Annotated in this window: 24 protein-coding genes; 8 read left to right on the top strand and 16 right to left on the bottom strand. The window is 42.9% G+C overall.

All coding sequences use genetic code 11. The annotated features are described in order from the left end of the window. Window positions 1–6: 6 nt before the first annotated feature. The 5 genes from MBUR_RS06085 to coaBC all read right to left on the bottom strand — a co-directional run bounded on the left by MBUR_RS06085 (window position 7) and on the right by coaBC (window position 4582). Window positions 7–645, bottom strand: a complete 639-nt coding sequence (locus MBUR_RS06085) for an HD domain-containing protein (protein ID WP_011499252.1) — start codon at window positions 643–645, stop codon at window positions 7–9. Further along, window positions 632–1408 (bottom strand): 4-phosphopantoate--beta-alanine ligase, encoded by a 777-nt coding sequence (locus tag MBUR_RS06090; protein WP_011499253.1) that lies wholly within the window; start codon window positions 1406–1408, stop codon window positions 632–634. Before MBUR_RS06090 ends, MBUR_RS06085 begins: the two co-directional genes overlap by 14 nt. Before the next feature lie 14 nt (window positions 1409–1422). Further along, complete coding sequence (locus tag MBUR_RS06095) at window positions 1423–2373, bottom strand: prohibitin family protein (RefSeq protein ID WP_011499254.1); 951 nt, start codon at window positions 2371–2373, stop codon at window positions 1423–1425. Window positions 2374–2466: 93 nt separating this feature from the next. After that, complete coding sequence (locus tag MBUR_RS06100) at window positions 2467–3348, bottom strand: pantoate kinase (protein WP_011499255.1); 882 nt, start codon at window positions 3346–3348, stop codon at window positions 2467–2469. Continuing rightward, on the bottom strand, window positions 3338–4582 hold the full coding sequence (gene coaBC, locus MBUR_RS06105) for a bifunctional phosphopantothenoylcysteine decarboxylase/phosphopantothenate--cysteine ligase CoaBC (RefSeq protein WP_011499256.1): 1245 nt from the start codon (window positions 4580–4582) through the stop codon (window positions 3338–3340). Before coaBC ends, MBUR_RS06100 begins: the two co-directional genes overlap by 11 nt. Before the next feature lie 95 nt (window positions 4583–4677). On the opposite strand from coaBC, the gene MBUR_RS06110 reads away from it, so the two are divergent. The 3 genes from MBUR_RS06110 to MBUR_RS06120 are packed head-to-tail and all read left to right on the top strand — an operon-like array spanning window position 4678 to window position 7109. Further along, window positions 4678–5688 carry a Vms1/Ankzf1 family peptidyl-tRNA hydrolase gene (locus MBUR_RS06110; RefSeq protein ID WP_048063278.1) on the top strand — a complete coding sequence of 337 codons (1011 nt, stop codon included), beginning with the start codon at window positions 4678–4680 and terminating at the stop codon, window positions 5686–5688. Beyond that, complete coding sequence (locus MBUR_RS06115; protein ID WP_011499258.1) at window positions 5685–6275, top strand: DUF7109 family protein; 591 nt, start codon at window positions 5685–5687, stop codon at window positions 6273–6275. Before MBUR_RS06110 ends, MBUR_RS06115 begins: the two co-directional genes overlap by 4 nt. Window positions 6276–6305: 30 nt before the next feature. Beyond that, window positions 6306–7109 carry a 23S rRNA (uridine(2552)-2'-O)-methyltransferase gene (locus MBUR_RS06120; RefSeq protein WP_011499259.1) on the top strand — a complete coding sequence of 268 codons (804 nt, stop codon included), beginning with the start codon at window positions 6306–6308 and terminating at the stop codon, window positions 7107–7109. An 11-nt stretch (window positions 7110–7120) separates the two neighbouring features. On the opposite strand, the gene MBUR_RS06125 is transcribed toward MBUR_RS06120, so the two are convergent. After that, window positions 7121–7393, bottom strand: a complete 273-nt coding sequence (locus tag MBUR_RS06125) for a DUF211 domain-containing protein (RefSeq protein WP_232222103.1) — start codon at window positions 7391–7393, stop codon at window positions 7121–7123. Window positions 7394–7626: 233 nt separating this feature from the next. Between MBUR_RS06125 and MBUR_RS06130 the strand changes: the two genes are divergently transcribed. Next, the gene (locus MBUR_RS06130; RefSeq protein WP_011499261.1) at window positions 7627–8265 is read left to right on the top strand and encodes a histidinol phosphate phosphatase domain-containing protein; all 639 of its coding nucleotides are present in this window, start codon (window positions 7627–7629) and stop codon (window positions 8263–8265) included. Window positions 8266–8273: 8 nt separating this feature from the next. On the opposite strand, the gene MBUR_RS06135 is transcribed toward MBUR_RS06130, so the two are convergent. From MBUR_RS06135 to MBUR_RS06150, 4 genes are read right to left on the bottom strand one after another with little or no spacing between them, the layout of a single operon-like run. After that, on the bottom strand, window positions 8274–8867 hold the full coding sequence (locus tag MBUR_RS06135) for a hypothetical protein (RefSeq protein ID WP_011499262.1): 594 nt from the start codon (window positions 8865–8867) through the stop codon (window positions 8274–8276). 39 nt (window positions 8868–8906) lie between these two features. Next, window positions 8907–9452 carry an XTP/dITP diphosphatase gene (locus MBUR_RS06140; RefSeq protein WP_011499263.1) on the bottom strand — a complete coding sequence of 182 codons (546 nt, stop codon included), beginning with the start codon at window positions 9450–9452 and terminating at the stop codon, window positions 8907–8909. Further along, window positions 9445–10017, bottom strand: coding sequence for a Kae1-associated kinase Bud32 (locus MBUR_RS06145; RefSeq protein ID WP_011499264.1), 573 nt, complete (start codon window positions 10015–10017; stop codon window positions 9445–9447). The genes MBUR_RS06140 and MBUR_RS06145 overlap by 8 nt, the downstream gene beginning before the upstream one ends. Beyond that, window positions 10017–11024 carry a bifunctional N(6)-L-threonylcarbamoyladenine synthase/serine/threonine protein kinase gene (locus MBUR_RS06150; RefSeq protein WP_011499265.1) on the bottom strand — a complete coding sequence of 336 codons (1008 nt, stop codon included), beginning with the start codon at window positions 11022–11024 and terminating at the stop codon, window positions 10017–10019. The genes MBUR_RS06145 and MBUR_RS06150 overlap by 1 nt, the downstream gene beginning before the upstream one ends. A 116-nt stretch (window positions 11025–11140) precedes the next feature. On the opposite strand from MBUR_RS06150, the gene MBUR_RS06155 reads away from it, so the two are divergent. Beyond that, the gene (locus MBUR_RS06155; protein ID WP_011499266.1) at window positions 11141–11404 is read left to right on the top strand and encodes a hypothetical protein; all 264 of its coding nucleotides are present in this window, start codon (window positions 11141–11143) and stop codon (window positions 11402–11404) included. Between the two features lie 162 nt (window positions 11405–11566). Here MBUR_RS06155 and MBUR_RS14375 read toward each other — a convergent pair whose 3' ends face one another. Then, window positions 11567–12643, bottom strand: a complete 1077-nt coding sequence (locus MBUR_RS14375) for a hypothetical protein (RefSeq protein ID WP_011499267.1) — start codon at window positions 12641–12643, stop codon at window positions 11567–11569. 385 nt (window positions 12644–13028) lie between these two features. Between MBUR_RS14375 and MBUR_RS06165 the strand changes: the two genes are divergently transcribed. The 3 genes from MBUR_RS06165 to MBUR_RS06175 are packed head-to-tail and all read left to right on the top strand — an operon-like array spanning window position 13029 to window position 16368. Beyond that, a complete protein-coding gene (locus MBUR_RS06165) occupies window positions 13029–13574 on the top strand; it encodes a helix-turn-helix transcriptional regulator (RefSeq protein WP_011499268.1) in 546 nt (181 codons plus the stop codon). After that, a complete protein-coding gene (locus MBUR_RS06170; RefSeq protein ID WP_011499269.1) occupies window positions 13571–14437 on the top strand; it encodes a hypothetical protein in 867 nt (288 codons plus the stop codon). Before MBUR_RS06165 ends, MBUR_RS06170 begins: the two co-directional genes overlap by 4 nt. Beyond that, complete coding sequence (locus MBUR_RS06175) at window positions 14434–16368, top strand: HEAT repeat domain-containing protein (RefSeq protein ID WP_011499270.1); 1935 nt, start codon at window positions 14434–14436, stop codon at window positions 16366–16368. The genes MBUR_RS06170 and MBUR_RS06175 overlap by 4 nt, the downstream gene beginning before the upstream one ends. Window positions 16369–16483: 115 nt before the next feature. Here MBUR_RS06175 and MBUR_RS06180 read toward each other — a convergent pair whose 3' ends face one another. From MBUR_RS06180 to MBUR_RS06200, 5 genes are all read right to left on the bottom strand, one after another. Beyond that, on the bottom strand, window positions 16484–17605 hold the full coding sequence (locus MBUR_RS06180) for a DNA topoisomerase IV subunit A (RefSeq protein WP_011499271.1): 1122 nt from the start codon (window positions 17603–17605) through the stop codon (window positions 16484–16486). Between the two features lies 1 nt (window position 17606). After that, window positions 17607–19475 (bottom strand): DNA topoisomerase VI subunit B, encoded by a 1869-nt coding sequence (locus MBUR_RS06185; RefSeq protein ID WP_011499272.1) that lies wholly within the window; start codon window positions 19473–19475, stop codon window positions 17607–17609. Between the two features lie 238 nt (window positions 19476–19713). Beyond that, a complete protein-coding gene (locus tag MBUR_RS06190; protein ID WP_011499273.1) occupies window positions 19714–20145 on the bottom strand; it encodes a nucleoside deaminase in 432 nt (143 codons plus the stop codon). 82 nt (window positions 20146–20227) lie between these two features. Next, complete coding sequence (locus MBUR_RS06195) at window positions 20228–21448, bottom strand: peptidase U32 family protein (protein WP_011499274.1); 1221 nt, start codon at window positions 21446–21448, stop codon at window positions 20228–20230. A gap of 80 nt (window positions 21449–21528) precedes the next feature. Next, window positions 21529–21927: a GyrI-like domain-containing protein gene (locus MBUR_RS06200; protein ID WP_011499275.1), complete on the bottom strand. Its 399-nt coding sequence runs from the start codon at window positions 21925–21927 to the stop codon at window positions 21529–21531. Between the last annotated feature and the right edge of the window lie 146 nt (window positions 21928–22073).

A 22073-nucleotide genomic window follows, 5' to 3' on the forward strand; every position in this document is an offset into this window, starting at 1 on the left:
TACCTATTATTTGTACGATGTTTCGGACCTAAGTGCATCAACATATTGATGCATCACCTTAATCCGGCCCTCTGCAATCCTCTTTGCAGCCATAGTATTTAAGCCATTCATTATCTTAAAAGGTTTCATTTGCATATATTCAGCAAACCCATCCAGAGGATCTGTCGCATAAGCATTCCGTGATGAACTTTTCTCGATCCCACTGGAATGTTTCAAACTACGCAGAGCGCCCATCGACATTACCGCTCTGAATATCCCGATAGCTCCAAGAGCATCGATACGATCAGCATCCTGCAATATCTGCCCCTCCAGCGATCCTGCCATATTCCCGCGACTGAACCTGTGCGTGCAAATACATGAAACAACATGATCAACAACAGAAGGATCAAGGCCTTCCTTCATGAGAAGGTCATGCGCTATCTCAGCACTATGCACAGCATGATCGCCACCTTCACGATGCTCTTTCACCACACCCACATCATGAAGCAAAGCTGCAAGACGTATAACCTGAAGGTCACCACCTTCTTCAGCCTGTATGAGCATACAAGTGGACTCAACGCGTTCGATATGAGACATCTCGTGAGAGCTCGGCTCATCAGCAAGCACATCTGCAACGAATTGACGTGTCTTTTCAATAAGGGTCATGCCTAACCTCACTATCCATAATAATAGTATCAAGCCCATCGCGGATCTCACGAACAGCTTCTGACAATGTCCTTTCATTGTCATATTCTTTTATAATATTTTTAATTTCAAAAGGAGTAAGCTCTTTTAGTTCAGTTGCAAGCCCAACCATATTTCCAAGAGCTCTGACAACATTATCAACAATTGTTACACTTGCAGTTCGGGACGTACGTGACATCGGGTTCAGATCTATGGCAATAACGGTCTTGCCCATATCAACAAGCTTCTGACACCTATCACCGTCCTCAAGAGGAACAAGAACGACATCAGCTTTGTAAATACCATCCGAGTCCACGATCGCTCTGCCATGATCCAGAGAAAGCCTTGCATCCCCCTTTCCACCAAGCACCTCAGAAGCACCCTTTTGCTTAAGATGAGAAATGATACGAGCTACACGTTCATCACTGCGGTGGAACAGATTCACTTCAAGCGGAGCACCGACCATTTCAGAAAGTTCCACAAGGGACTCCGGCACAAGGGCCGCAGCATTTCCATTAACAGAAAGAATAGGATATTCAGCAAGCAGCAGCATACATACCGCCACTTTTTCTGCAAAAAAAGCAGAGGTAGTGGTCCTCTCACCAACAAGGTAATCGAAACACTCCCCTCTGCCCTGTGCAACCAGTCCCTGCTGACTGGTAATTCCAATATCCACACCCTCGACGATCCGCTCCCTTGTCATAAGGGAAGCGTAGCGAGGGTGATCTTTAGGAATATCACTCATATTTACCACATATCTTACGCGGTAGCATCAAGGATAATTCCCTGATCCGAAGGCACTATCAAAGTCTGCACTTCCTGACTCTCAAGCATCTGGATGTACTTGTAGTTGATAAGTTTCGGGTTCTTTGAAAGTTCTTGATTGACCAGACGCAAAGCCTCTGCCTCACCTGTTGCCTCAACGATCGTAGCATTTGCAATACCATTAGCTTCGATGATCCTTCTTTCAGCTTCGAGCTGCTCTTTCTGTTTCACGAAGATCATCCTCTGAGCATCCTGATCCGCCTGAAGCTTGGATTCAATAGCATCAGCGATCTTTGTTGGAAGCTGGACATTCCTGAGCAGAACCTCTTCAACTATTATACCATCGCCAACAAGAGCCTTTTCCATCTCCAACTGCATTTCAGTAGCCACAAGGTCCCTTTGCTCACCATATATAGCCATGGCAGTTTGACCGGAAACAACTTCCCTTATAACTGATTTGATAGTAGGTCTGATGATCTTCTGTGCATAAGAAGTACCCAGTTTTGAATGAACAACGCTTGCATCATCTGCAACAAGCCTGTACCTGACAGAGATATCAAGCCCTAGCGTCAAGCCCTCATTGGTCAATGCGTTTATCTGGTCATCTCCGACAACTTCACCTTCTGCAGCTCTGCCACTCATTGTATACATCTCGCTCCTGACAGAATACTTTGTAACGCTTATCCAGGGAGGTACAATATGCAAACCTTCGCCAAGTTCATCATCCATTACACCACCGAACTGACTGAACTTCACTCCGACCTGTCCTGCACCAACTGAAACGAATATAGATCCGAACACTGCCGAAAAGATCAGCAATATCACAAGAACTATTGCACCACCACGAAGGATGTTTGCCACCATTGGAGGGATATTAATCTCCGGCATCTGTGGGTCTTTAGTACGTTTTGGGCCTTTAGGATCCCAATCATCTTCCATTACCATAATCTTTGCTCCTTTTTTATAAAATAAAACTGAATTCGAATATATATATAGTTGTTAGGTATTCTTCAATGTTGCGAACAAAATACCCTGAGATCAAACATCCAAAGGAAGGAGATTGCAAGAGCCAACATTGTAGGTAAGGACATCACCGAACTCCTTAAGGGATAACATAATATCCATTTTAGAAGCCGCTCCTGAAATCGCAAAAATTGTGTCACCCAGCATTGCCTGAGAAGACATACCACCAATAGCATTCACAGATTCGATAGCATCCAACAGATGCTCACTTGCAAGCCCACATCTTAATGTGAACTGTTTAGAAAGTTGCATGAAATTCTCCAGCGTAGGCCTTGAAAGCAATGAATGCAAAGCTTCCCTGCCAGCAGAATTTATCTCACGCATAATAGCACTGTCCTCAAGAATAGAACCGGTGGAGAGTTCACCCAACACAACACAGAAGATCTCGAAAGGAGGAGATGGGACCCTGTCAAGCTTACCATACGGAGGGCAGCCTGCAGACAGACGGATGGGTATCCCACCCTGTGACTGACCTTCAACATCACCCATCCCACTTCCATTCGTGACCTCTGCAATATGAGCGGTCTCTAACAACTGATTGGAAGTAAGATCCAGAGAGAAGGCTTCGTTCAATGCATATGCCACGCTCAGTGCACCAGCTGCTGAAGCACCAAAACCACAGCCTATCGGAATAGAGGAAGTGCAACTTACCCTGACCGGGAAATCAACTAATTTATCTACAACAGCCCTTGTGGTCTCTGCTAACACAGGGATACCATCAAGGATGATCTCCGTCCTACCCATACTTTCAGAAACGGTGGTCTCAATACCCCCATCAAGAACAAGACCGCAGCCGGTAGAACCTCGCTTTTGAGGCAGAGGGTCATCGTGGATCTCAAAAAAACCGGTAATGTGTCCCGGAGCAAAAGCCCTGCCTACATGACCCTTAGTTGACATTTAATTCCCTTTTAGTCAACATATCTTCTATGTTATCCGCCAATGCTTCAGCGATCAGCCTTTTGTTCCCACTGACATGAGTTATCTCACCATTCTCAGCTGGTATTATGTAGACATCGTTATCAATTGTACCCATACCGCTGGTACCTACCTCATTGGCCACGACCATATCCAGATCCGCATCCTTCATCGAATCTTTTGCCCGGGCAATAAGCTCATCTTCAGAAATGTATGCCTCTGCCTTGAAACCTATTAAAGAGATGTAAGGATAAGCATCACGCACCTCACGTATCAGTTTGCGGGTACTTCTGAACTTCAATGAGATGTCGCCGCCGGACTTGATCTTATCGTCCATGGCATCAATGGTATAATCAGAAATTGCTGCCGCACTTATAAGCATGTCATAATCGTGTTCGAGTTCCTTTAATGTGGCATCCACCATCTGACCGGCACTTTCCACAAGTATCTCCCTGATACCATCGAGATCGAGCTTCCCCTTGTGGACCACAGTAACATCTGCGCCCCTCCGATAAAATTCCAGTGCTATCTCCCTGCCAGTAGTGCCTGAAGAACGATTGGTGATTATTCTTATAGGGTCAATGGATTCTGCGGTCGCCCCACTTGTAATAAGCACTTTTTTACCAAAAAGGACACTACTCCCAAGAACACGCTCCACAGCAAGTACTATCTGCTCGTTCGATGCGATCTTCGCAATACCCTCACTAAGATGAGGGCCAACAAATGAAATATCCCAGCCCTTTAGCTTATCGATGTTTTCCATCACTGCCGGATGTTCATACATGGAATTATGCATAGCAGGTACAATTATTACCGGAATGCCGGAACCTATGGCGGTAGTCGCAAAAGTAGTTACAGGAGTGTCATCAACCCCAACTGCCATCTTACCAATAGTGTTAGCAGTTGCCGGTGCTATCAGTAGAAGATCGGCACAACCTTCAGCACCACAGAACTTCACATGTTCGACCTCACCGGCAAGGTCAGTGATCACTTCATGCCCTGTTGCATAATGAAGTGCATCCTTATGGATTATATGCTGTGCAGCCTCGCTCATCACGCCATATACATCTGCACCATTACGGATCAGTTCACGTGCAAGTTCTATGACCCGTACTGCACCTATACTGCCTGTTACTGCAAGAACTATCGTCTTTCCGGAAAGAGAGGCACTTTTCTGCCCCTTTATCCACATGGTAGGATGGTGTGAAGTATTCATCAGATGGAGTTTGTATTCTAATAATAAGTACCTTACTGAATGTTTAAAGAATATATGACAGATTTTTTATTTATGGAGAACTTAACTTGAGTCAAATGGACAATAAGAAAAAAGTGGTAGAGAACCTGAACTCGATATTCAACCGTTATTCAGGAAAAGAAAAGTTAGAAAATGAGATAGAGAAGCTGCAGTCACATCTACTTGAGATGGAGATAGACAAAACGCGACTTGAAAAGAACGAAAATAACACTAAAAAGGCCATTGCTGCAAAACAGGAAGCTGAACAGAAACTGAATGAGGCTACTGTCCGTGTAGAAACGCTTTCATACCAACTTGAAGAGCTAAAGAACAAAGGAACGAATGAGAACTCATTTACCCTTATTGAAGAGATATCACCAACAATTTTTGAACCTTACATCGAAAGATTAGCATCCATAAATTCCGGCAACGATTCATTCATCACTGCATACATTACACATAAGCAGATGCAGACCAACGAGATACAGACAAAACTTGCAAACCATCTCGACCAGGATACATTGCAGTTGCTCAAAAAGATAAATACCAATACTGGATATGTGTTATTCTACGATAATATGAAACTGGTCTGCGAGGTAATAGTACCACCCATCCCCATAACCAAAAGTTCATTGGAGATCGCAGGATCGTTCAATGTAGAACCACTTACAAAGCTGTTAGCCCGGGAAATGACCGTCTGTGTACTTGCGACACATGCAGGAGAATCACTTATAGGAATATCATCAGATAAGAACATCTTTGACGAAGATATGGTCATCAGAAGCAGCGTCAAGGCAAAACACACAAAGGGCGGATTTAGCCAAAGACGTTTTGAGAGACTTCGGGATGAAGATATTTCACACCACGCAGATAAAGTCAGAAGTGCACTAAAAGATCTGCTTTCAAACTCGATAGCGGAAATCGACATGATGTTCCTTTGCGGCGATATTGTCCTTGCTGAACATATAGTAGATGAGATGAATCTAGAGATACCGTTGATGGTAAGGAATATTGACGCAAGGATAGAAAAACATGATACTGACAATATTCTGAGAAGTATTTTTAGTTGCCGTCGTTATAGATTATGAGAGATGTTCACATGATAGAGCCGGAAGAACTCGAAGGGATAGTAGATGCCCTTGGTGCAGCAACTCATGAAGAAGTGATCAGCATTGTAAAAGAGCTTGCTTATGAAAGGGATGAAGATGAGCCTTTAAACGAAGAAATTGAAAAAATGTGTGAAAAAGCTGTTTCCGAGAATCTTCTTGAGACCATTTCTTCAGAAGAGCTAAGTGTAGAATGTGAGACATGTGAAGAGTGTATGGAATTCTATATCCTTGGACCAAATGCATTTCCTGAGTATCCATTCGAACTCAGCGAAGTAATAGATATATTAAAGCTGGACAGACGTGAAGTCGATTCGGAAAAGCTCAAGCAGATATATTCCGAAAGACTAAAGACAAGACTCACTGAACTCAGGTACAATATAGACAAATATTCGAAAAATGTGGAAGGTATTCTGGACATTCCGACACTTGAACGTCAATACAGCGAGCTTCTGAATGTTTACTACGATTATGATTCATGGCTCGAAGGCGGTATTGCAGATATGGAGAACGACATATTAGCTCTTAGTAAACAGATTGATTCCCTTGGTAAAGCACAAGATATTTGATGTTTGCATGCGATGAAAGGTCAGATAGACATGGCAAGGGATAGAAGAGATACTTATTATTGGAGAGCAAAGGATGAAGGCTACCGCTCAAGGGCAGCCTACAAGCTTTTCCAGATCAATGAAAAACATGAAGTGATCAAAGAAGACGATACTATCGTGGACCTGGGTGCCGCCCCGGGAGGATGGTTGGAAGTCGCCAAGAAGATATCCGGCGGAAAGATAGTAGGAGTTGACCTTCGCCGCATAAAAGAGATCGAAGGTGTGGAGACCATCAAAGGGGATATCACATCTGATGAAACGATCAAAAAGATAATAGAACTGGTAGGTGAAGGAGGCGCTGATGTAGTTATATGTGATGCTGCACCAAACCTTTCAGGTAACTGGAGCCTTGACCATGCACGTTCCATCGACCTTACCACATCTGCCCTTGAATGTGCAAAGAAGATCCTTAAACCAAAGGGACATTTTATTGTGAAAGTATTTCAAGGTGATATGTTCAAAGAATACATGGACAAAGTTCGCGAAAGTTTCACGTACACTCGTGCATTCTCGCCAAAAGCCTCAAGACCAGAGAGTGCAGAGATCTATGTCATCGGGAAGAAATTGCTAACAGCACCCTTAAAGATCGATGATAAGTTCGATGTCACTATCAAAAAGATAGGAGCTAAAGGGAACGGTATAGCCTTTGTTGAAGACTTTGTCGTATTTATGCAGGACGAAGTTAAAAAAGGAGAGAACGTCCGTATAAAGATAGTAGACGTTAAACCAGAATTTGCTTTTGCAATCGTCATTGGACGTTATGATGAAGAATTAAATGAAAAAAATGAAGAATAAAGGGATATCCTTCAGCGATCCTGAAGGGTTTCCACTTCTTCCACAAGGAGCGAGCCAGCAGCAACCTCATCTATGCTGTGAATGACCGCTCCAAGCTTTTCGAGCTCCTGTTTTACCACATCATATTCAATATTATCACCTTCAATGGTGATCTTGATGTTCTCTGTCCTCTGGTCAACCTCATACAGACCGATATTCACACCCATAACACCATCAACACCACTCAACTTTCCAGCCAGTTCGATAGTAGATGGATGATGGGGTTTTAATACATCCAGAACCAATCTTCGAATTCTTGTCAATTTGTTCAGCCTTCCCAAAAACTTCTGGTCAATCCGGAGAATATAGAAATATAGATAATTTTCTGATAATTAACAATTTAAGTTTTGTCAGCAAACCTTATATAAACATTGATAAGAATACTGTTCGTACACAAACGATTAATATGAACAGGACATTAAAAACAAAAATTAATTCATAATTCATAATTCATACAATAAAAATTATAGGTGAGTACATGATCGACCTACACACACACACTATTTTCAGTGACGGGGAACTTATTCCAAGTGAACTTGTACGAAGAGCTGTTACTTTTGGATACAGAGGGATCGGGATTACAGACCATGCGGATTTTACCAACGTGGAACACATACTCCCATGCATCAAGAAAGCAAAATACATGGAAGAGGTCATGGACATCAGAATAATCCCCGGAGTTGAGATAACACACGTACACCCTGAAAAGATAGCATCTTTTGCAAAGATGGCAAGGGAGCTTGGAGCAGAGATAATTGTCGTTCACGGAGAAAGCCCGGTGGAACCTGTTGCACCTGGTACGAACGCTGCAGCAATTGCCTGTGAGGATGTTGATATTCTTGCACACCCCGGTTTCATAACCGAAGAAGAAGCACAGATGGCTGCCGACAATGGGACCTGCCTCGAGATAACCGCAAGGAGCGGTCACAACAGAACTAACGGACACGTTGCAAGGCTCGGAACAGAAGTTGGTGCGACCATGGTGGTCAATACAGACACTCACAGTCCGGAAAATCTCATCACAAAGGAGACTGCACTCAAGATCGCCATGGGTGCAGGACTAACTGATTCACAGGCAAAGAAAGTGCTTGAGAACTCTGTGCGCTTTATCGAGTAAAACGATTTTTAAAAATGGCTGAGGGTATATTTGCCCTCACCTTCTACGAACACAAGTTCAAATACGAATTCTCCTGAGATCGGCCCTTCGAGCACTACGCCTTTGTCATATCCTAAAGCAGAACTATTATCATCAACGATCCAATCATCCCCAACATTGGACATTCCTTTCCTGAACTCTATCAGCTCACCATCAATAAGAACACGTGATTTGAATCCTTCGGAATAACTACAAATGATCGTGTTATTTTCCACAGACCATGCTGTATCGGTCAGATCACCATTCGTGTCTGGATCAGGATCTACACCAAATGATATGTATTTCACATGTTCCGGCAACGAAAGGTCAAAGACAGCCATACTACCTTCAATATAATTACGTGATATGTGCCTGACATATCCATTCTGAATAGATGATATCTCAAGTGCAACATCCTCGAGTTGTTTGTCCACATGAGCATCATCGACTACAGGAGAAATATTGTTCCACGAAAACGCGGTCATCAGGATTATTATTCCTGCAATTGAGAGATAGAACACCATCTTCAACGGTATAGTGTCAACACCCCGAGTATCAGCTAAGAAGCGTTGAAGGAAGTTCATATCATCCACCTTAAATTTAGTAATAAAACGATCTTATGTTCAGTCAAGCCAGTCGAAGAACTTATCCAGCGCTCTTTTGCGATGAGACATCTTATTTTTCTCCTCGGCACCAAGCTCACCGAATGTATTTCCATTATATTCGAAGATAGGATCATAGCCAAATCCACCACTTCCACGCTCCTCATGAGCTATCTCGCCTTCGACTGTACCAGTAAATGTCACAGGTTCCCCTCCGGGTTCGCAATAGCCTATGACCGACTTGAAAACAGCAGCCCGGTCAGACTCATCCCCCATGAGCTTTAAGACCTTCTGATTCCCAAGGTACTCTTCCACGAATGCGGAATAAGGACCCGGAAAACCATTCAGTGCATTTATGAAAAGACCCGAGTCATCCACCATCACAGGATGTTTTAACTTTTCAGCACAGTATTTTGCACCATATGCAGCTATAGGTTCAAGTTCGTCTTCCTGAAGTTCAGGATAGCCATCCTTATTCTGAATAAGTTCAATGTCCTTGGCTGCAAGGATCTCTTTTGCCTCACCGAACTTACCTTTATTTCCTGTCACAAATACCATTTCACGCATAACGACCCCTCTTTTCAATCTCTTTAACTCTATCCAGCACTTCATCCGCCATATCAAGGGTTATCCTGTAACCACGACTGAATGCCTTTATCAATTCCTCATGATCCGAATGTGTGCTCTCAAGTGTCTGGAACAGAACATGGATGTCAACACCTCTCGATTCGACCGAACCATCCACATATGAAAGCCCGAAATCGATAAGGTAGATACGATCCCCGCTGTAAAGCATATTGGAAGTTGTCAGATCTCCATGGATGATACCACCACTGTGAAGCCTTCCGATAAGCTTGCCCATAAGTTTACAGATAGTTTCATCAATAACATATTTTACAGGCTTGCCATCAATATATTCCATTTCGATGGTAAAATCATAAATATCATGTATTATCGGAGTAGGTACTCCACAACGCCTCGCATCGGACATCAAGCGGGCTTCTGCACGCGTCCTTTCCTTGCGTATCCTCTCATCCAGTTCCGCAACCCTGTATCTTTTAGGGATACGGTCCTTGATGATATAACCATCTTTAAGGGAAACCACCGCTTCAGCTCCGCTTTGAAGATACATCACAGAACCTCCTTTTCATCAGCTATCCAGGTCACATCGACAGTATCCGGCCTGAAGCTCGGGTCCACATGAGAATTTTCAATCGGTAAAGTGGTCCCTGAATTGAACATCAACAGACCTGTATAAGCTATCATGGCACCATTGTCACCCATGAAACGTCTTTCAGGCACATAGAAGCTCGCACCTCTGTCCTCACACATGAGATCAAGCATTTCACGAAGTCGCATGTTCGCACCCACCCCTCCTGCAAGAAGCACTTCGCTCTTACCTGTATGGGCCAGTGCACGCTCCGTAACCTCCACAAGCATTGCAAAAGCATTCTCCTGGAAAGAATAACAGACATCTTCAAGGGAATTGTCCTTCAGCGCATCTGTGGCAGCCGTGGATAGCCCTGAAAATGAGAAATCCATACCCTTTACAACATATGGCATTTTCACATAATTCGTAGCTTTTCTGGCATACTCTTCCACCTTGGGACCACCGGGATGGGTCAGCCCTGCACCCCTTGCAAATTTATCAAGGGCATTCCCTATGCCGATATCAAGGGTTTCCCCGAATATCCTATACTTTCCAGCCCTGTGAGCAAGCACCTGCGAGTTCCCACCACTGACATACAGCACCACAGGATCAACTGCCGGTGTTTTCCAGCGTCCTATCTCAACATGTCCGATACAGTGGTTCACACCCACAAGCGGAATATCCAGCGACAATGCCAGTGCCCTTGCAGATGTCGCGACCGTCCTCAGACATGCCCCCAAACCCGGGCCCTGCGAAAACGCAATAGCATCGATATTTTCAGGGGAATGACCCTTATCCCTATATTCCTTCAGCAATCTTTCAATAACATCGGATGCATGCAAAGCATGATGTTGCGCAGCTTCCCTTGGATGAATACCTCCGGTTTTTGGCCGATATGTCTCAGTCACCTCTGCGATAACATCATCTTCGTCAACAATTGCTGCGCTTAAATTCCAGGCTGTGCCTTCTATACCGAGAACAGTTGTCAATAAATTAGTCTCCTTTTGAGAATAATGGTTTTTGTTTGTATTAGATTTAATGGATTACATATAACTTGTCATCCCATTGAGAAACGTTTTAGTACTTAGCAAACCAATCCACACCCATGGAAGAAAAGGAATCAACAGCAAAAAACCCTGACATAAAATCCAGGGAAATGCTCCACACTGTCGGGGAAACGAGCTTTGGAATTCACACACCACCATCCTTAAGCAATGAAATGCCTGCCCTTGATGGTATCGAATATATGCCACACAAGTCAGCAGGATTACAGTCCGCTTCTGACATGTGGATAGACAAAGCAAGGTTGACAAACAGCCTTCAGAACAAGCCTGTCATAGAGAAGATCCTGAAAGGCAGGACACTCTAAAACCCCTACTTTTTTCTGATATATTCTTTGTTACATCTTTTTTAAGGGAAACTCATGCGGTAATAATACCGACAGAATAAGTTAGCTCTTCCTGATCAGCATATATAAATGAAGTATAAGTGGATGAAAGCATAGAATTTCATCCAGTTAATATTACATCGATCAGATAGTCTCCAGAAGTTCGTCCAAGGCAAGGGATGTATCGAACTGACTAACTCGCCCATCATCTGTCAGCGTAAATTTGCCCTGTGAAGCACCAGTAACCACAAAGTGTTCCGGACCAAGATCTTTGGTATCAGTCCATGTGTCATTATTCAGATAAAGGAAAACCCTTTCCCCGAGAGAAAAAGAAGATTCATCCTCCACATCTATGGTAACATAATCGTCACTGCCACCCTGTATTCTAACTATGACTTCTTTTTTGGGTAATGGATTTTTGAGATAGCCATCCACACTGATAATGACATCAGTATAGAGAACATCATGCCAACCCAGATCATAGATATCATCAGTTGGCCTCGTTCCATCAGCAGTGTTCCATTTACTTGGAAGTATCTCCTTGACCGTACCTATTAAAATTACATCAGACCGATCGCTCAGATCTTCATAGCTTAAGAATTCAAGAAGGGCACTGACCATGATGGTCTCTCCCACAAAAGCACCATCCATCTGTTCGGTTTCCTCAATGGGTAATTCCTTTTCTTTCACGACATCTATGGTGAAGTTATTGGATTCTGCCATGCCAATCCAATAAGGTTTTGTAATTGATTCACCCCTTGAAGTGTGATATACAGCACTAAGTATATACTCACCATTATCCAAATTCCAACACTTTGAATTAAAGGTAGCATTAAGAGATTGACCAGGATGGAGTTCAACAAGAACATCATTATTTAACCGCACTCTTGAATTAACTCCACATATATATGGCACATTAGAACCATTTGGAAATAAGAAATTAATATCATAACTCACTTGTTCTTCCATCTTCCACACATTGATAGTTTTGTTACCAACGTTTGTTAACATCAAGTGAATGTTGAAAGTTTCACCTTCCTGCACCTGTGTCTTTTCAGGCACCAGAATAAAATTCAATTCACCGAATTCACCGATCTGTCGATCGGGTTCTTTTGAATCTACACATCCCCCTGCAAGCAACATTGAGCTAATTAAGAACAGTACGAGTATTATTTTGCTAATTTCTATATTGCTGAGATTTTTGATGTATTTAATTTTCATCCCCACCTAAACAATAAACTATGCACAAGTATTATATTATTATTCCTTTCCACAGTTTTCTGTGTTGTCATACAACATTAACAATATGTCAAAATAGTGTATTAGTAAATTTGGGAACTTACCCATACCCCTAATTATTTTGGTTCTTTGTAAGTTTAAAGCATTTCTAATTCACCCATTTTTTAATTTATTGATGATCAAGACCATACTAAATGGCAACAAGTTAAAATATTATTATGAAGTGAACTCTTGTACGAAAATTGATTTTCAATATCAACAAGCAATGGTCTTACAAATATGAGACGTTTCAACTTCCAGTCAAAGTCAAATTATATCATTCGTTTCACACTTAGTATAATTTATAGAAAGTGAGATGGTGTAATTGATGAAGTCCAAAATCAGAACAACCGTGACAATAGGAATCTTCATAATATCAAGTATAGTTGTGATCAACGTACTTCTGGTAAATACTCCTGTTGTCATACAAATCGAAGGCGATGCTTTCAAAATAGTAGATATTCCTTACAAATATACGATCAATGAAGCATACCTGCTACTGTCCTCTGCCTTCCTCTGTGGATTTTGCCTCGCTTTGATACTTCTTGATAATGGTATCTTTCAAACCATTCCCCATGAGCCTGAATCCGGAGAGAACAATCCATTAGAGAACTCTCAAGGATTAGAGAAAAGGGACATTTCAGGAATCATATTAAAAGCCCTTACAGGGGATGAAAGGAAAACCGTTGAAATTATCCTGAATAAAGGCGGTCGTATCCTTCAAAATGAACTTGTAAATTCCCTTGATTTTTCAAAAGCCAAGGTATCAAGGATCCTCATCAATCTTGAAAAGCGTGGAATTGTCAAGAAAAGTAAATATGGACTTACAAATTGTATCTCACTTGCTGATGACATAAGGGGTGAAACGAAATGAGAAAAGAATTTCTAATCATTGCATTGGTCATTTTCATACTGATATTTGCAGGAATATTTCTGCATAAAGGGGAAAATGATGATGTTAGTATTGCTGCTTTAAACACTCCCCCTGCAATGGGTTTAGATGTAGTTGGTCAGTTAGAGGTTGTTATTCAGAACAATGAAAGTCACATGGTTGATATCAGCCTCGATGTGAAAAATGCTTTTGTGGATGATGATGGAAGAAGTATATCGACTTCCAGAATGATGATCTCAGGTATATCTGGTGAAAACCAGGATAAATATGACCATAACGCCATATCCGGAAAGGTACCTTTGTCGCCAGGGGAAAATAGGGTACTGGTACTTATTGGATATGAAGCAACCGGAACTTATGACGTGGAAGTTAAACTTTACCAAAATGAACAGGTCATTGATGAAAAAGTGACATCGATTAGGGTTCTACCACCTAAATTGTCGCTGGAACTGGAGTACACGGAAAAGCGATCAGATGATGTGCTGATCTATATGATCGAAGGCTACATTTTAAATGAAGGCCCGGGTAGAGCAGAAGATGTCGATACAACTATCACAATATCTGACCTTGAATCCAGAGAAGTCCTATCCTCGGAAAACTATCAGTATGATGTGGGTGGAAATTCGAAAACTTCATTAAGGGATTGGAGGGATCTGCCTGCAGCAATTATTGAACTATCGAATACCGGAGTTTCCGACGAATCATACATGCCCCTGAAAAGTGTTGTTAAAGGGAAAACGGGAGAAGCATACCTTGTGACTGTGGAAGTAAACTGGAACGAGCAAGATATTTCGTCAGAATTGATCATTCCAGATAGTAATGATCTGGCGGAGGAATCACTATGAGTATAGTATCAGGAATTTTAGTTAAATATTCATTAAACTGCAGAAGGATCATAAACTTTTGTCTGCTGATAATATTGGTAACCGGTTTTTCTATTGGTTGCATTGATACGGACAAGACTCCAGATAAAGAACTTGCCCTTGAGGATATTAAAAATGAGAACGAATCTATCCGTCAGGAAGCGATCGGGAACCTGACAAAGATTGGTGATGAGGATTCCACAGATATTCTGACAGGAATACTTATGGACAAAAATGAATCCAATAGCATTCGCATCAGTGCGGCGGATGCTCTTGCAGAGATAGGAAAAGGAGGATCAATATCACCCCTTATTTCAGTCCTGCAAGAGAATAATTCTGCGCTCGTAATAGAAGTATCAGAAAACCTTGTACAATTTGGTGACCCTGCAACAGAAATGCTCATTTACACATTCCTGGATAACGGCAAACCCGAATTCCGGGCAAACCTGATGTATGTACTTTGCATGATCGCAGACGAGGACATTGAATATTTTATTGAGAAACTGAACAGCGAGGATGCAACCACTCGAATAAATATGGCATTCATTCTCGCTGAGATGGCAGATGAAAGAACAGTGGATGCCCTGATCGTTGCTCTTGAGGACGAAAATCGGTATGTCAGGAGACATGCAGCCAGAGGTCTTGGGAATATTGGAAACAAAAATGCCATCCCCTCCCTTATTCAAGTCATGAGCAATACAAGTGAACCTCGGGAAGTTCGCAGTAATGCTGCAATTGCTCTTGGACAGATTGGAGATGATGATGCAGTGGAGCCCCTGATACAGATGTTAAAAGATGAAGATTGGTCGGTCCCAAGCAGTGCCGCAATCGCCCTTGGGGAACTGGGCAATAGTGAAGCAATACCCGCTCTTACTGCTGCATTAAGAAGAGATGAAGAGTTCGTTGTAAAGGAATCCGCCATAGCTCTTGAAAAACTGGATGGTAGTGGAATCGACAAATTAATTGATCTGTTGGATGACAATGACAAATCTGTACAGAAAAATGCAGCATATGCTCTGAGAGGGATCGGAGGTGAAAAAGCAATAGTTCCACTGATCGATCTGCTAGAGGATTCTTACGAGCATGAAGATGCAAGGGCAGCCGCAGCAAGTTCATTAGGAACAATAGGTAATAAGGATGCTGTCCTACCCCTAATCCAAATACTTGAGGATAAAAATGAACCCGAAACTCTCAGGATAAGAACAACACGTGCATTAAGGCGGATAGGGGACGAAAGAGCAACAAAACCATTAATAGAGAGCCTTAAAGATGAAAATCCGGATATCCGGGAAGCTGCGGCAAATGCTCTCGGAGAAATGGGTGATGAGAGTGCACTGGATGCACTTATCCTGTCACTGGAAGATGAGAACTGGAGAGTTCGGTACTCTGTAGTAGATGCTCTTCAAAAATATGATAACAAAACAGTTGTGCTGCCTATTAGCAATATGCTGGACGATGAATATTGGTCCGTCAGGAAAACAGCAGCCCAATCCCTCGGCACAATTGGGAACCAGCAGGCAATACCCCCACTTGTTGAAGCTATCAGTGTGGAAAAAGAAAAGGATGTAAAGACTACCATGGTCAGGAGCCTTGAGGACATTGATAATGGTTCATCCACGGATCTGTTTATCCGGCTATTGCAGGACAAAACCGAATTCCTGAGTGTCCGGGAAGCTGCAGCCATATCCCTTGCAAAACCCGGGAATGAACAGGCAGTAGATCCGCTAATTCAGGTAATGCTGGACGAAACGCAAGCATATAATCTAAGGATAGAAGCTGCAATTGCTCTTGGAAGGATCGGAGATTATGATGCATTCGATGCACTTTCCCGGATATCCAAGGATCCGAATGAGCATTTCGCCTTAAGAACAGCAGCTGAAGAAGCCATTGCGAATATAGAAAATATTCTGTAAGCAACCCTGACTAGTTAAAGTAAATAGGAACGTTCTTAGTTGTATTTGAATCGACCAAAATTCAAAAGCAACTAAGAACAAGCATTTTTTTAACGATACAACGAAAGAGTATGGATCATATAATATCCATCTCACTCAACCTGTTCGGCAGGTACGTATCAGTTACAAAGTCCAGACCTTTTCCGGCAAAAGCTTGTTGTTCCGCTTTTTTCTTGATGCTGAGCTGTAAGCTTATCTGCTCTTTCCAGTAATCGTTTGCGAACCTCGGGTCCGTAAGCTCACTTCTAAGCGCATCCACATCCTTGTCGGTCAGCTTATCGGTTGAAAGTTCATACTCAACGATATCCGTTGGCTGAACACCAATGAACTTTGCAGCCGGTGTCGCCATGAACTCCGAAAGGTGGGCACTCTTGATAGCACCGTATGCGACTGAAGCGAAGATCCTGTAGGACCAGGGATCGCCATCAGTGAAGACAACGACAGGGATACCAAGCTCCTCGTTCATCCTCTTGATAAGACGGCGTGTTGACCTTGCAGGCTGTCCTTTAAGGTGCACAAGGATAGCATTGTACTTCTCATCAAAGCCGTTCTCAATAAGCCTTGCATACATACCACCAGTCTCTATGGCAATGATGAACTTGGCATCGTGGTCAAGGAACTCGATGTTCTCCACATTGAAAGGGATCTGATAGCCACTTTCACCGATATCTTCCTGACAGTGTATGATACGGGAGCCACGTTTGGTCTCCTCACGTATCCTGATCGGACCGAACATGGTAGCACCATCTTCTTCAGGACGCATATGGAAATATTCCCTCTGAAGGGACGTGATGATCTCAAGATCTTCAATGAGACGATTGCTCTCCGCCTGCTCACGGAATTTCGCAATATCCCAGTTCTCTGAGATATAATACAACTCCCTCAAGGTCGAACCACGGTCCTGTGCCAGATGGTTCTTCACAAGAAAATCAATGGAATGTACGGTCTTAAGTAACTGGAAAGCCCCTTTTACCGTTTTTGCGGTCCTTTGGGTCTCCTTATCACCATATACCCAAACATCACTCTCATTACTATATTCGATATTGTTCTTGGTACGACTGGAAATAGACACGTTTGGAACGGTCTCATCAATGAACTGGTCATATAGACCTTCTGCAAGTCCCATCAGCCTGTTCTTTGCCAGATGGTCGTTCTGTTTTTTCTGCTCTGTGTAATTGGAATTAATAGTATCTACCATTTCAGATCAACCCTTTGATAGCTTTCGCACCTGTGACCAATTCTTCATCCAGCCCTTCGACGATCAATTGAGGTAGCCTCTTTATCTCATCCTCGCTCATGGAACTCAACGAATATGTTACCGCTTTAGAGCCTTCAGGTGAAACCTTCATAGTCCATACATAATCAAAATCACTGCCCATGGAGATCACTTTTGGTTCTGGCGATACATCACTTATCTCATAAGGAAGCATATCGTGCAGTTTGAACTCCGTAAGCTTACTACCAAAATTCTTCACCTTTATTGTGACCGCTGCATCCCCATTAGCCCCATGTTCCACATGACGCATAACAAGAAGATTACCCATTACCTTTGCGACTACCGGATTTATGTCCGGGAGATCACGCTCAAGTGTATCCGCAAGTTTCTGGGCCATCTTAGGCAATACCTTAGTTATGATTATCTCCTTCTCACGCCTTTTCTTAAGTGAGACCTGTCGATTCAGATAACGGTTCAGCTTCCTCGAGACCTCTTTAATTGCAAGCTCCACCTCATCCCTGATCTCAGGAATATCAGCAATAGCATCCTTGGATTCTGATGTGAACGGTACGTTCGTAGAAGCCACATGCACAAGCAAAACTACCGGACCTGTTGGCATTCCACCTCCGGGCTGGTTCAATCCATACTGTTTCCACTTGATCCCTTCGACAGCATGAGTTGTCGCACATCCACCCTGCTGATACAGCAATGGAACACGGTTTGCAAATCTCATGATATCAATGCGGTCATCTTTCTGAAGAACACCACCGTATGCGATACCAACCTCCACAACGAAAGGATTGCCTGAAAAGACAGAAGGACTACGAGTAGTTGTGGCAATAAAATCTACATTAAACTCCTTTTCGAGACCTTTGTAGATGAGTTCTTCACCAATCGGAGAAAGACAATCCGTTGGTGGCGCCATTATTTTCACTTTTTTGAAGGCATCCAGCAATTTTTTCGTCTGGTCCCTTGTAAGCTTCGAAGGCAACATCTCCGTATCAAGTCCCGCTGCCTTGCAGATCTCCTCGGCTGTAAGCAGACCTATCTTGGAGAATGAATAGCGTAGGAATGGAGCTAATTTCTGGCGATCGGTATAACGCAGCATCTTCATGAGAGTACCAAGCTCAATTCCATGAGGATGCGGCAATATTTCCTTTGCAGGTATTGGAAGCTTGTCGGTAGCCCTGTCAAATATGACCTCATTGCCATCCGGCTCTATCAAAGTGAGCCGTGCATGAGGATTAACGATAGCAGTTGCCTTCAGATATTCATAGATGGACTGTCTGCGTCCCTTTACATAAGACGCTTCCATTTCCAGCTCCACACGAGTACCATGCGGCCTATCCCAGTCGATCACCTCATCAAGAAGGATCTCAGGGTCATTGGTACTGGTGTTTATCATTACTTCATAGTGATGTGCAGGAGAGTCTGGACCGATCTTGGAAATGACACTTGTTGGATGACCTGCTGTCAACTGTGCATAGAGGACAGAAGCTGAAATACCAATACCCTGTTGACCCCGGCTTTGTTTCAGTGCATGGAAACGTGAGCCGTAGAGCAACTTGGCAAATACCTTTGGTATTTGTTCTTTAACGATACCAGGACCATTGTCCTCTACTATAACACTTACATTATCCTTTCCGACACGCTCGATATGAAGCAATATATCAGGAAGGATCTCTGCTTCCTCACATGCATCAAGGGAATTGTCCACTGCTTCTTTTACGGTAGTTATCAGACTACGCGGAGCAGAGTCAAAACCAAGTATCTGCCGGTTCTTCTCAAAGAATTCTGCAACACTTATTGCTTGCTGCTTTTTTGCAAGTTCTTCTGCAATTGGGGCTGCCATATAATACTCATCCTACATTACTAAAAAATTGGTTGAAACAACGACTATACATTTTCTGATAGAAATATCAGGAGCTATTGACTGTGATCATTAAAAAATAGAAGGCAAGATATTTATTCGTTTGCAGCCATTTTAAATTTCAGCATGATCACTGCGATAGATCCCTGCGAACCAGATCCACGAAATGACATACCGGAGCAGGATACTACACCGAACGCCATAGCAGATCATTTTAGGATTATTTACCAATATCTTCATTCCAGAGTTCCGGTTCTTTACTAATAAAATCATCCATCATTGCCACACATTCGTCAAGGTCAAGGTCGACCACTTCAACTCCATGGGATTCCATAAATTCCCTTGCTCCTGAGAAGGTCCTGGATTCGCCAACAATTACTTTTTTTATTCCAAATTGTACCACAGCACCGGCACAAAGATAGCAGGGCATCAAAGTGGAATAAAGAATTGAATCACGATAACTCCCAACCCGTCCGGCATCCCTGAGACATGAAATTTCAGCATGTGCCATTGGATCATCCTGTTGAACACGTAAATTGTGACCCTTACCGATAATTAGATCGTCCCTTACAAGAACCGAACCAATGGGAATGCCACCACTATTAAGTCCCGATCTCGCTTCATCTATTGCTACCTGCATAAATTCATCCATATCTTTACACCCCGATAATTCAAATGGAAATATTAATAAGTATAAATATATTAAAGATTATAAATGTTTTGAAAAAAAGGATTCAGTCCGGGATCTCCAACCTGTATACCCTGTCATTTTCACGCACCTTATCCTTGACAGCAATTCCCACGATATCCCCTGAGGATGCAGATAGGACAGGACCTTCATCCGACCTTATTTCAGTGATATCCTGTTCAAAGTATGTACTTTTGCCTTCGATGATAATGTGGTCTCCAACAGCGATACCCGTTTCGAGAAGCTTTACTTCCGCCGCCCCGCTCTTCCTGTAATAATTGGTAACCACCCCTACAGCGTGTCTTTTGGTAGTTGATACGTTCATATCAGATTCGATGGAAATACCATCCGGACCGGGTACCCCGAAGTAGAACCCCGTGGAAAAGCCACGATTAAATACCGAAGCCAGCTCGTCTTTCCATGACCTCGCTTTTTCAAGTGTATATGAACCATCACAATAGGAATTGAGGGCTTCACGATAACAGCGGGATACAATAGATGTGTATCTAGCATCCTTCAACCTGCCTTCGACCTTGAATGCATTCACACCAGTATCTATCAGCTCAGGGATGTGTTCGATCATGCACAGGTCCCTCGCACTTAACAGATATTTCCCTTCAAGGTCGACCTCGCTGCCATCCTCACCAACAAGTTTCCAACCCCATCGGCACGGTTGGGAACACTCACCACAATTACCGGACTTGCCCAGAATATAAGCGGAAAGGTAGCACCTGCCAGAGATAGCCTGACACATGGCACCATGAATGAAAACCTCAAGCTCAACATCAGTGTTCCAGCGGATCTCCTTTATATTCTCCATACTGAGTTCCCTTGCCAGAACGACCCGGGAAGCCCCCAAAGAACCATAGAATTCTACTGTCTGCCAGTTCGATACATTCGCCTGAGTAGATATATGAACCCTCAGTCCGGCATCTACTGCTTTTGTTATTACTGCCGGATCCCATGCAATGACAGCATCAACATCCGAGGATGCGACTGAATCGATAACAACATCAAGATCATCAAGGTCATCGGGATAGATCACCGTATTCAGCGCAAGATAAGCATTGAGATCATTCTCTTTGATATCCCCTACAAAATCGTTGAGACCATCAAGTGTAATATCACATGCTCTTGCTCTGAGACTGAATCTGTCGATGGAGAAGTAGACCCCGTCTGCATAGTCCCTGCACGCAGCCAGAGATGCACGATTCTTGACACCCATCATAAGTTCAGGGATCTTTACAGATGATCCAGAGCAGTTCATGGAGTAGCATCGTAAATGATGGTTTAAATCAGTTATTGTTGGAAACGAAAAAGAGAGAATGTAAGTGAGTGATCGAGATATCACTTGATAGGAACATATATCTCAGTAAGGATATCTTCAGGAGGAACGTCATGAGGATCGTTAAGATATGCTTCTCTCTTAAGACCGGTAATTTTTAAACCATTCACATCTATCCATGCAAAAAGTTCCTGATAAGTAGGACCGGTATCTTCATAAGGACCATTGTGAACCACCTTCACCATATTCCCACCGGGAAGTTCGTAGCACTTGACATCACCGACACCCTCGATCTTTTCAGATACAGGAATGACAGCTTCCAAATCTGCATTGCCTTCAGAATTGGCCCTCATGATATCTTCTTTACTGGTCTCATGCGTGACATAAATTGGCGGACCGGCGATCTCAATATTATTTTTGACAGCAAACTGGCTTATTTCAGTGAACAAGATAGGAAGCAAACCGTACTACCCGGTCCGCCTGACCCCGATGACTACCTGCGGCTCAATTTCAACTATGCATATATCAGACATTCCAACAACCACCACAATTATTGTATAATATAACTCGTACCCAGAATCTTAGTTATTGATATCAATGATATATT

This window comes from Methanococcoides burtonii DSM 6242 (assembly GCF_000013725.1).
GTDB lineage: Archaea > Halobacteriota > Methanosarcinia > Methanosarcinales > Methanosarcinaceae > Methanococcoides > Methanococcoides burtonii.

Coding starts and splice junctions, on each gene's coding strand:
- MBUR_RS06100 (WP_011499255.1), bottom strand. CDS start 3,348: ATGTCAACTAAGGGTCATGTAGGCAGGGCTTTTGCTCCGGGACACATT.
- MBUR_RS06130 (WP_011499261.1), top strand. CDS start 7,627: ATGATCGACCTACACACACACACTATTTTCAGTGACGGGGAACTTATT.
- MBUR_RS06165 (WP_011499268.1), top strand. CDS start 13,029: ATGAAGTCCAAAATCAGAACAACCGTGACAATAGGAATCTTCATAATA.
- MBUR_RS06135 (WP_011499262.1), bottom strand. CDS start 8,867: ATGAACTTCCTTCAACGCTTCTTAGCTGATACTCGGGGTGTTGACACT.
- coaBC (WP_011499256.1), bottom strand. CDS start 4,582: ATGAATACTTCACACCATCCTACCATGTGGATAAAGGGGCAGAAAAGT.
- MBUR_RS06185 (WP_011499272.1), bottom strand. CDS start 19,475: ATGGCAGCCCCAATTGCAGAAGAACTTGCAAAAAAGCAGCAAGCAATA.
- MBUR_RS06145 (WP_011499264.1), bottom strand. CDS start 10,017: ATGTATCTTCAAAGCGGAGCTGAAGCGGTGGTTTCCCTTAAAGATGGT.
- MBUR_RS14375 (WP_011499267.1), bottom strand. CDS start 12,643: ATGAAAATTAAATACATCAAAAATCTCAGCAATATAGAAATTAGCAAA.
- MBUR_RS06110 (WP_048063278.1), top strand. CDS start 4,678: ATGGACAATAAGAAAAAAGTGGTAGAGAACCTGAACTCGATATTCAAC.
- MBUR_RS06155 (WP_011499266.1), top strand. CDS start 11,141: ATGGAAGAAAAGGAATCAACAGCAAAAAACCCTGACATAAAATCCAGG.
- MBUR_RS06170 (WP_011499269.1), top strand. CDS start 13,571: ATGAGAAAAGAATTTCTAATCATTGCATTGGTCATTTTCATACTGATA.
- MBUR_RS06095 (WP_011499254.1), bottom strand. CDS start 2,373: ATGGTAATGGAAGATGATTGGGATCCTAAAGGCCCAAAACGTACTAAA.
- MBUR_RS06195 (WP_011499274.1), bottom strand. CDS start 21,448: ATGAACTGCTCTGGATCATCTGTAAAGATCCCTGAACTTATGATGGGT.
- MBUR_RS06190 (WP_011499273.1), bottom strand. CDS start 20,145: ATGGATGAATTTATGCAGGTAGCAATAGATGAAGCGAGATCGGGACTT.
- MBUR_RS06140 (WP_011499263.1), bottom strand. CDS start 9,452: ATGCGTGAAATGGTATTTGTGACAGGAAATAAAGGTAAGTTCGGTGAG.
- MBUR_RS06120 (WP_011499259.1), top strand. CDS start 6,306: ATGGCAAGGGATAGAAGAGATACTTATTATTGGAGAGCAAAGGATGAA.
- MBUR_RS06085 (WP_011499252.1), bottom strand. CDS start 645: ATGACCCTTATTGAAAAGACACGTCAATTCGTTGCAGATGTGCTTGCT.
- MBUR_RS06180 (WP_011499271.1), bottom strand. CDS start 17,605: ATGGTAGATACTATTAATTCCAATTACACAGAGCAGAAAAAACAGAAC.
- MBUR_RS06175 (WP_011499270.1), top strand. CDS start 14,434: ATGAGTATAGTATCAGGAATTTTAGTTAAATATTCATTAAACTGCAGA.
- MBUR_RS06115 (WP_011499258.1), top strand. CDS start 5,685: ATGAGAGATGTTCACATGATAGAGCCGGAAGAACTCGAAGGGATAGTA.
- MBUR_RS06090 (WP_011499253.1), bottom strand. CDS start 1,408: ATGAGTGATATTCCTAAAGATCACCCTCGCTACGCTTCCCTTATGACA.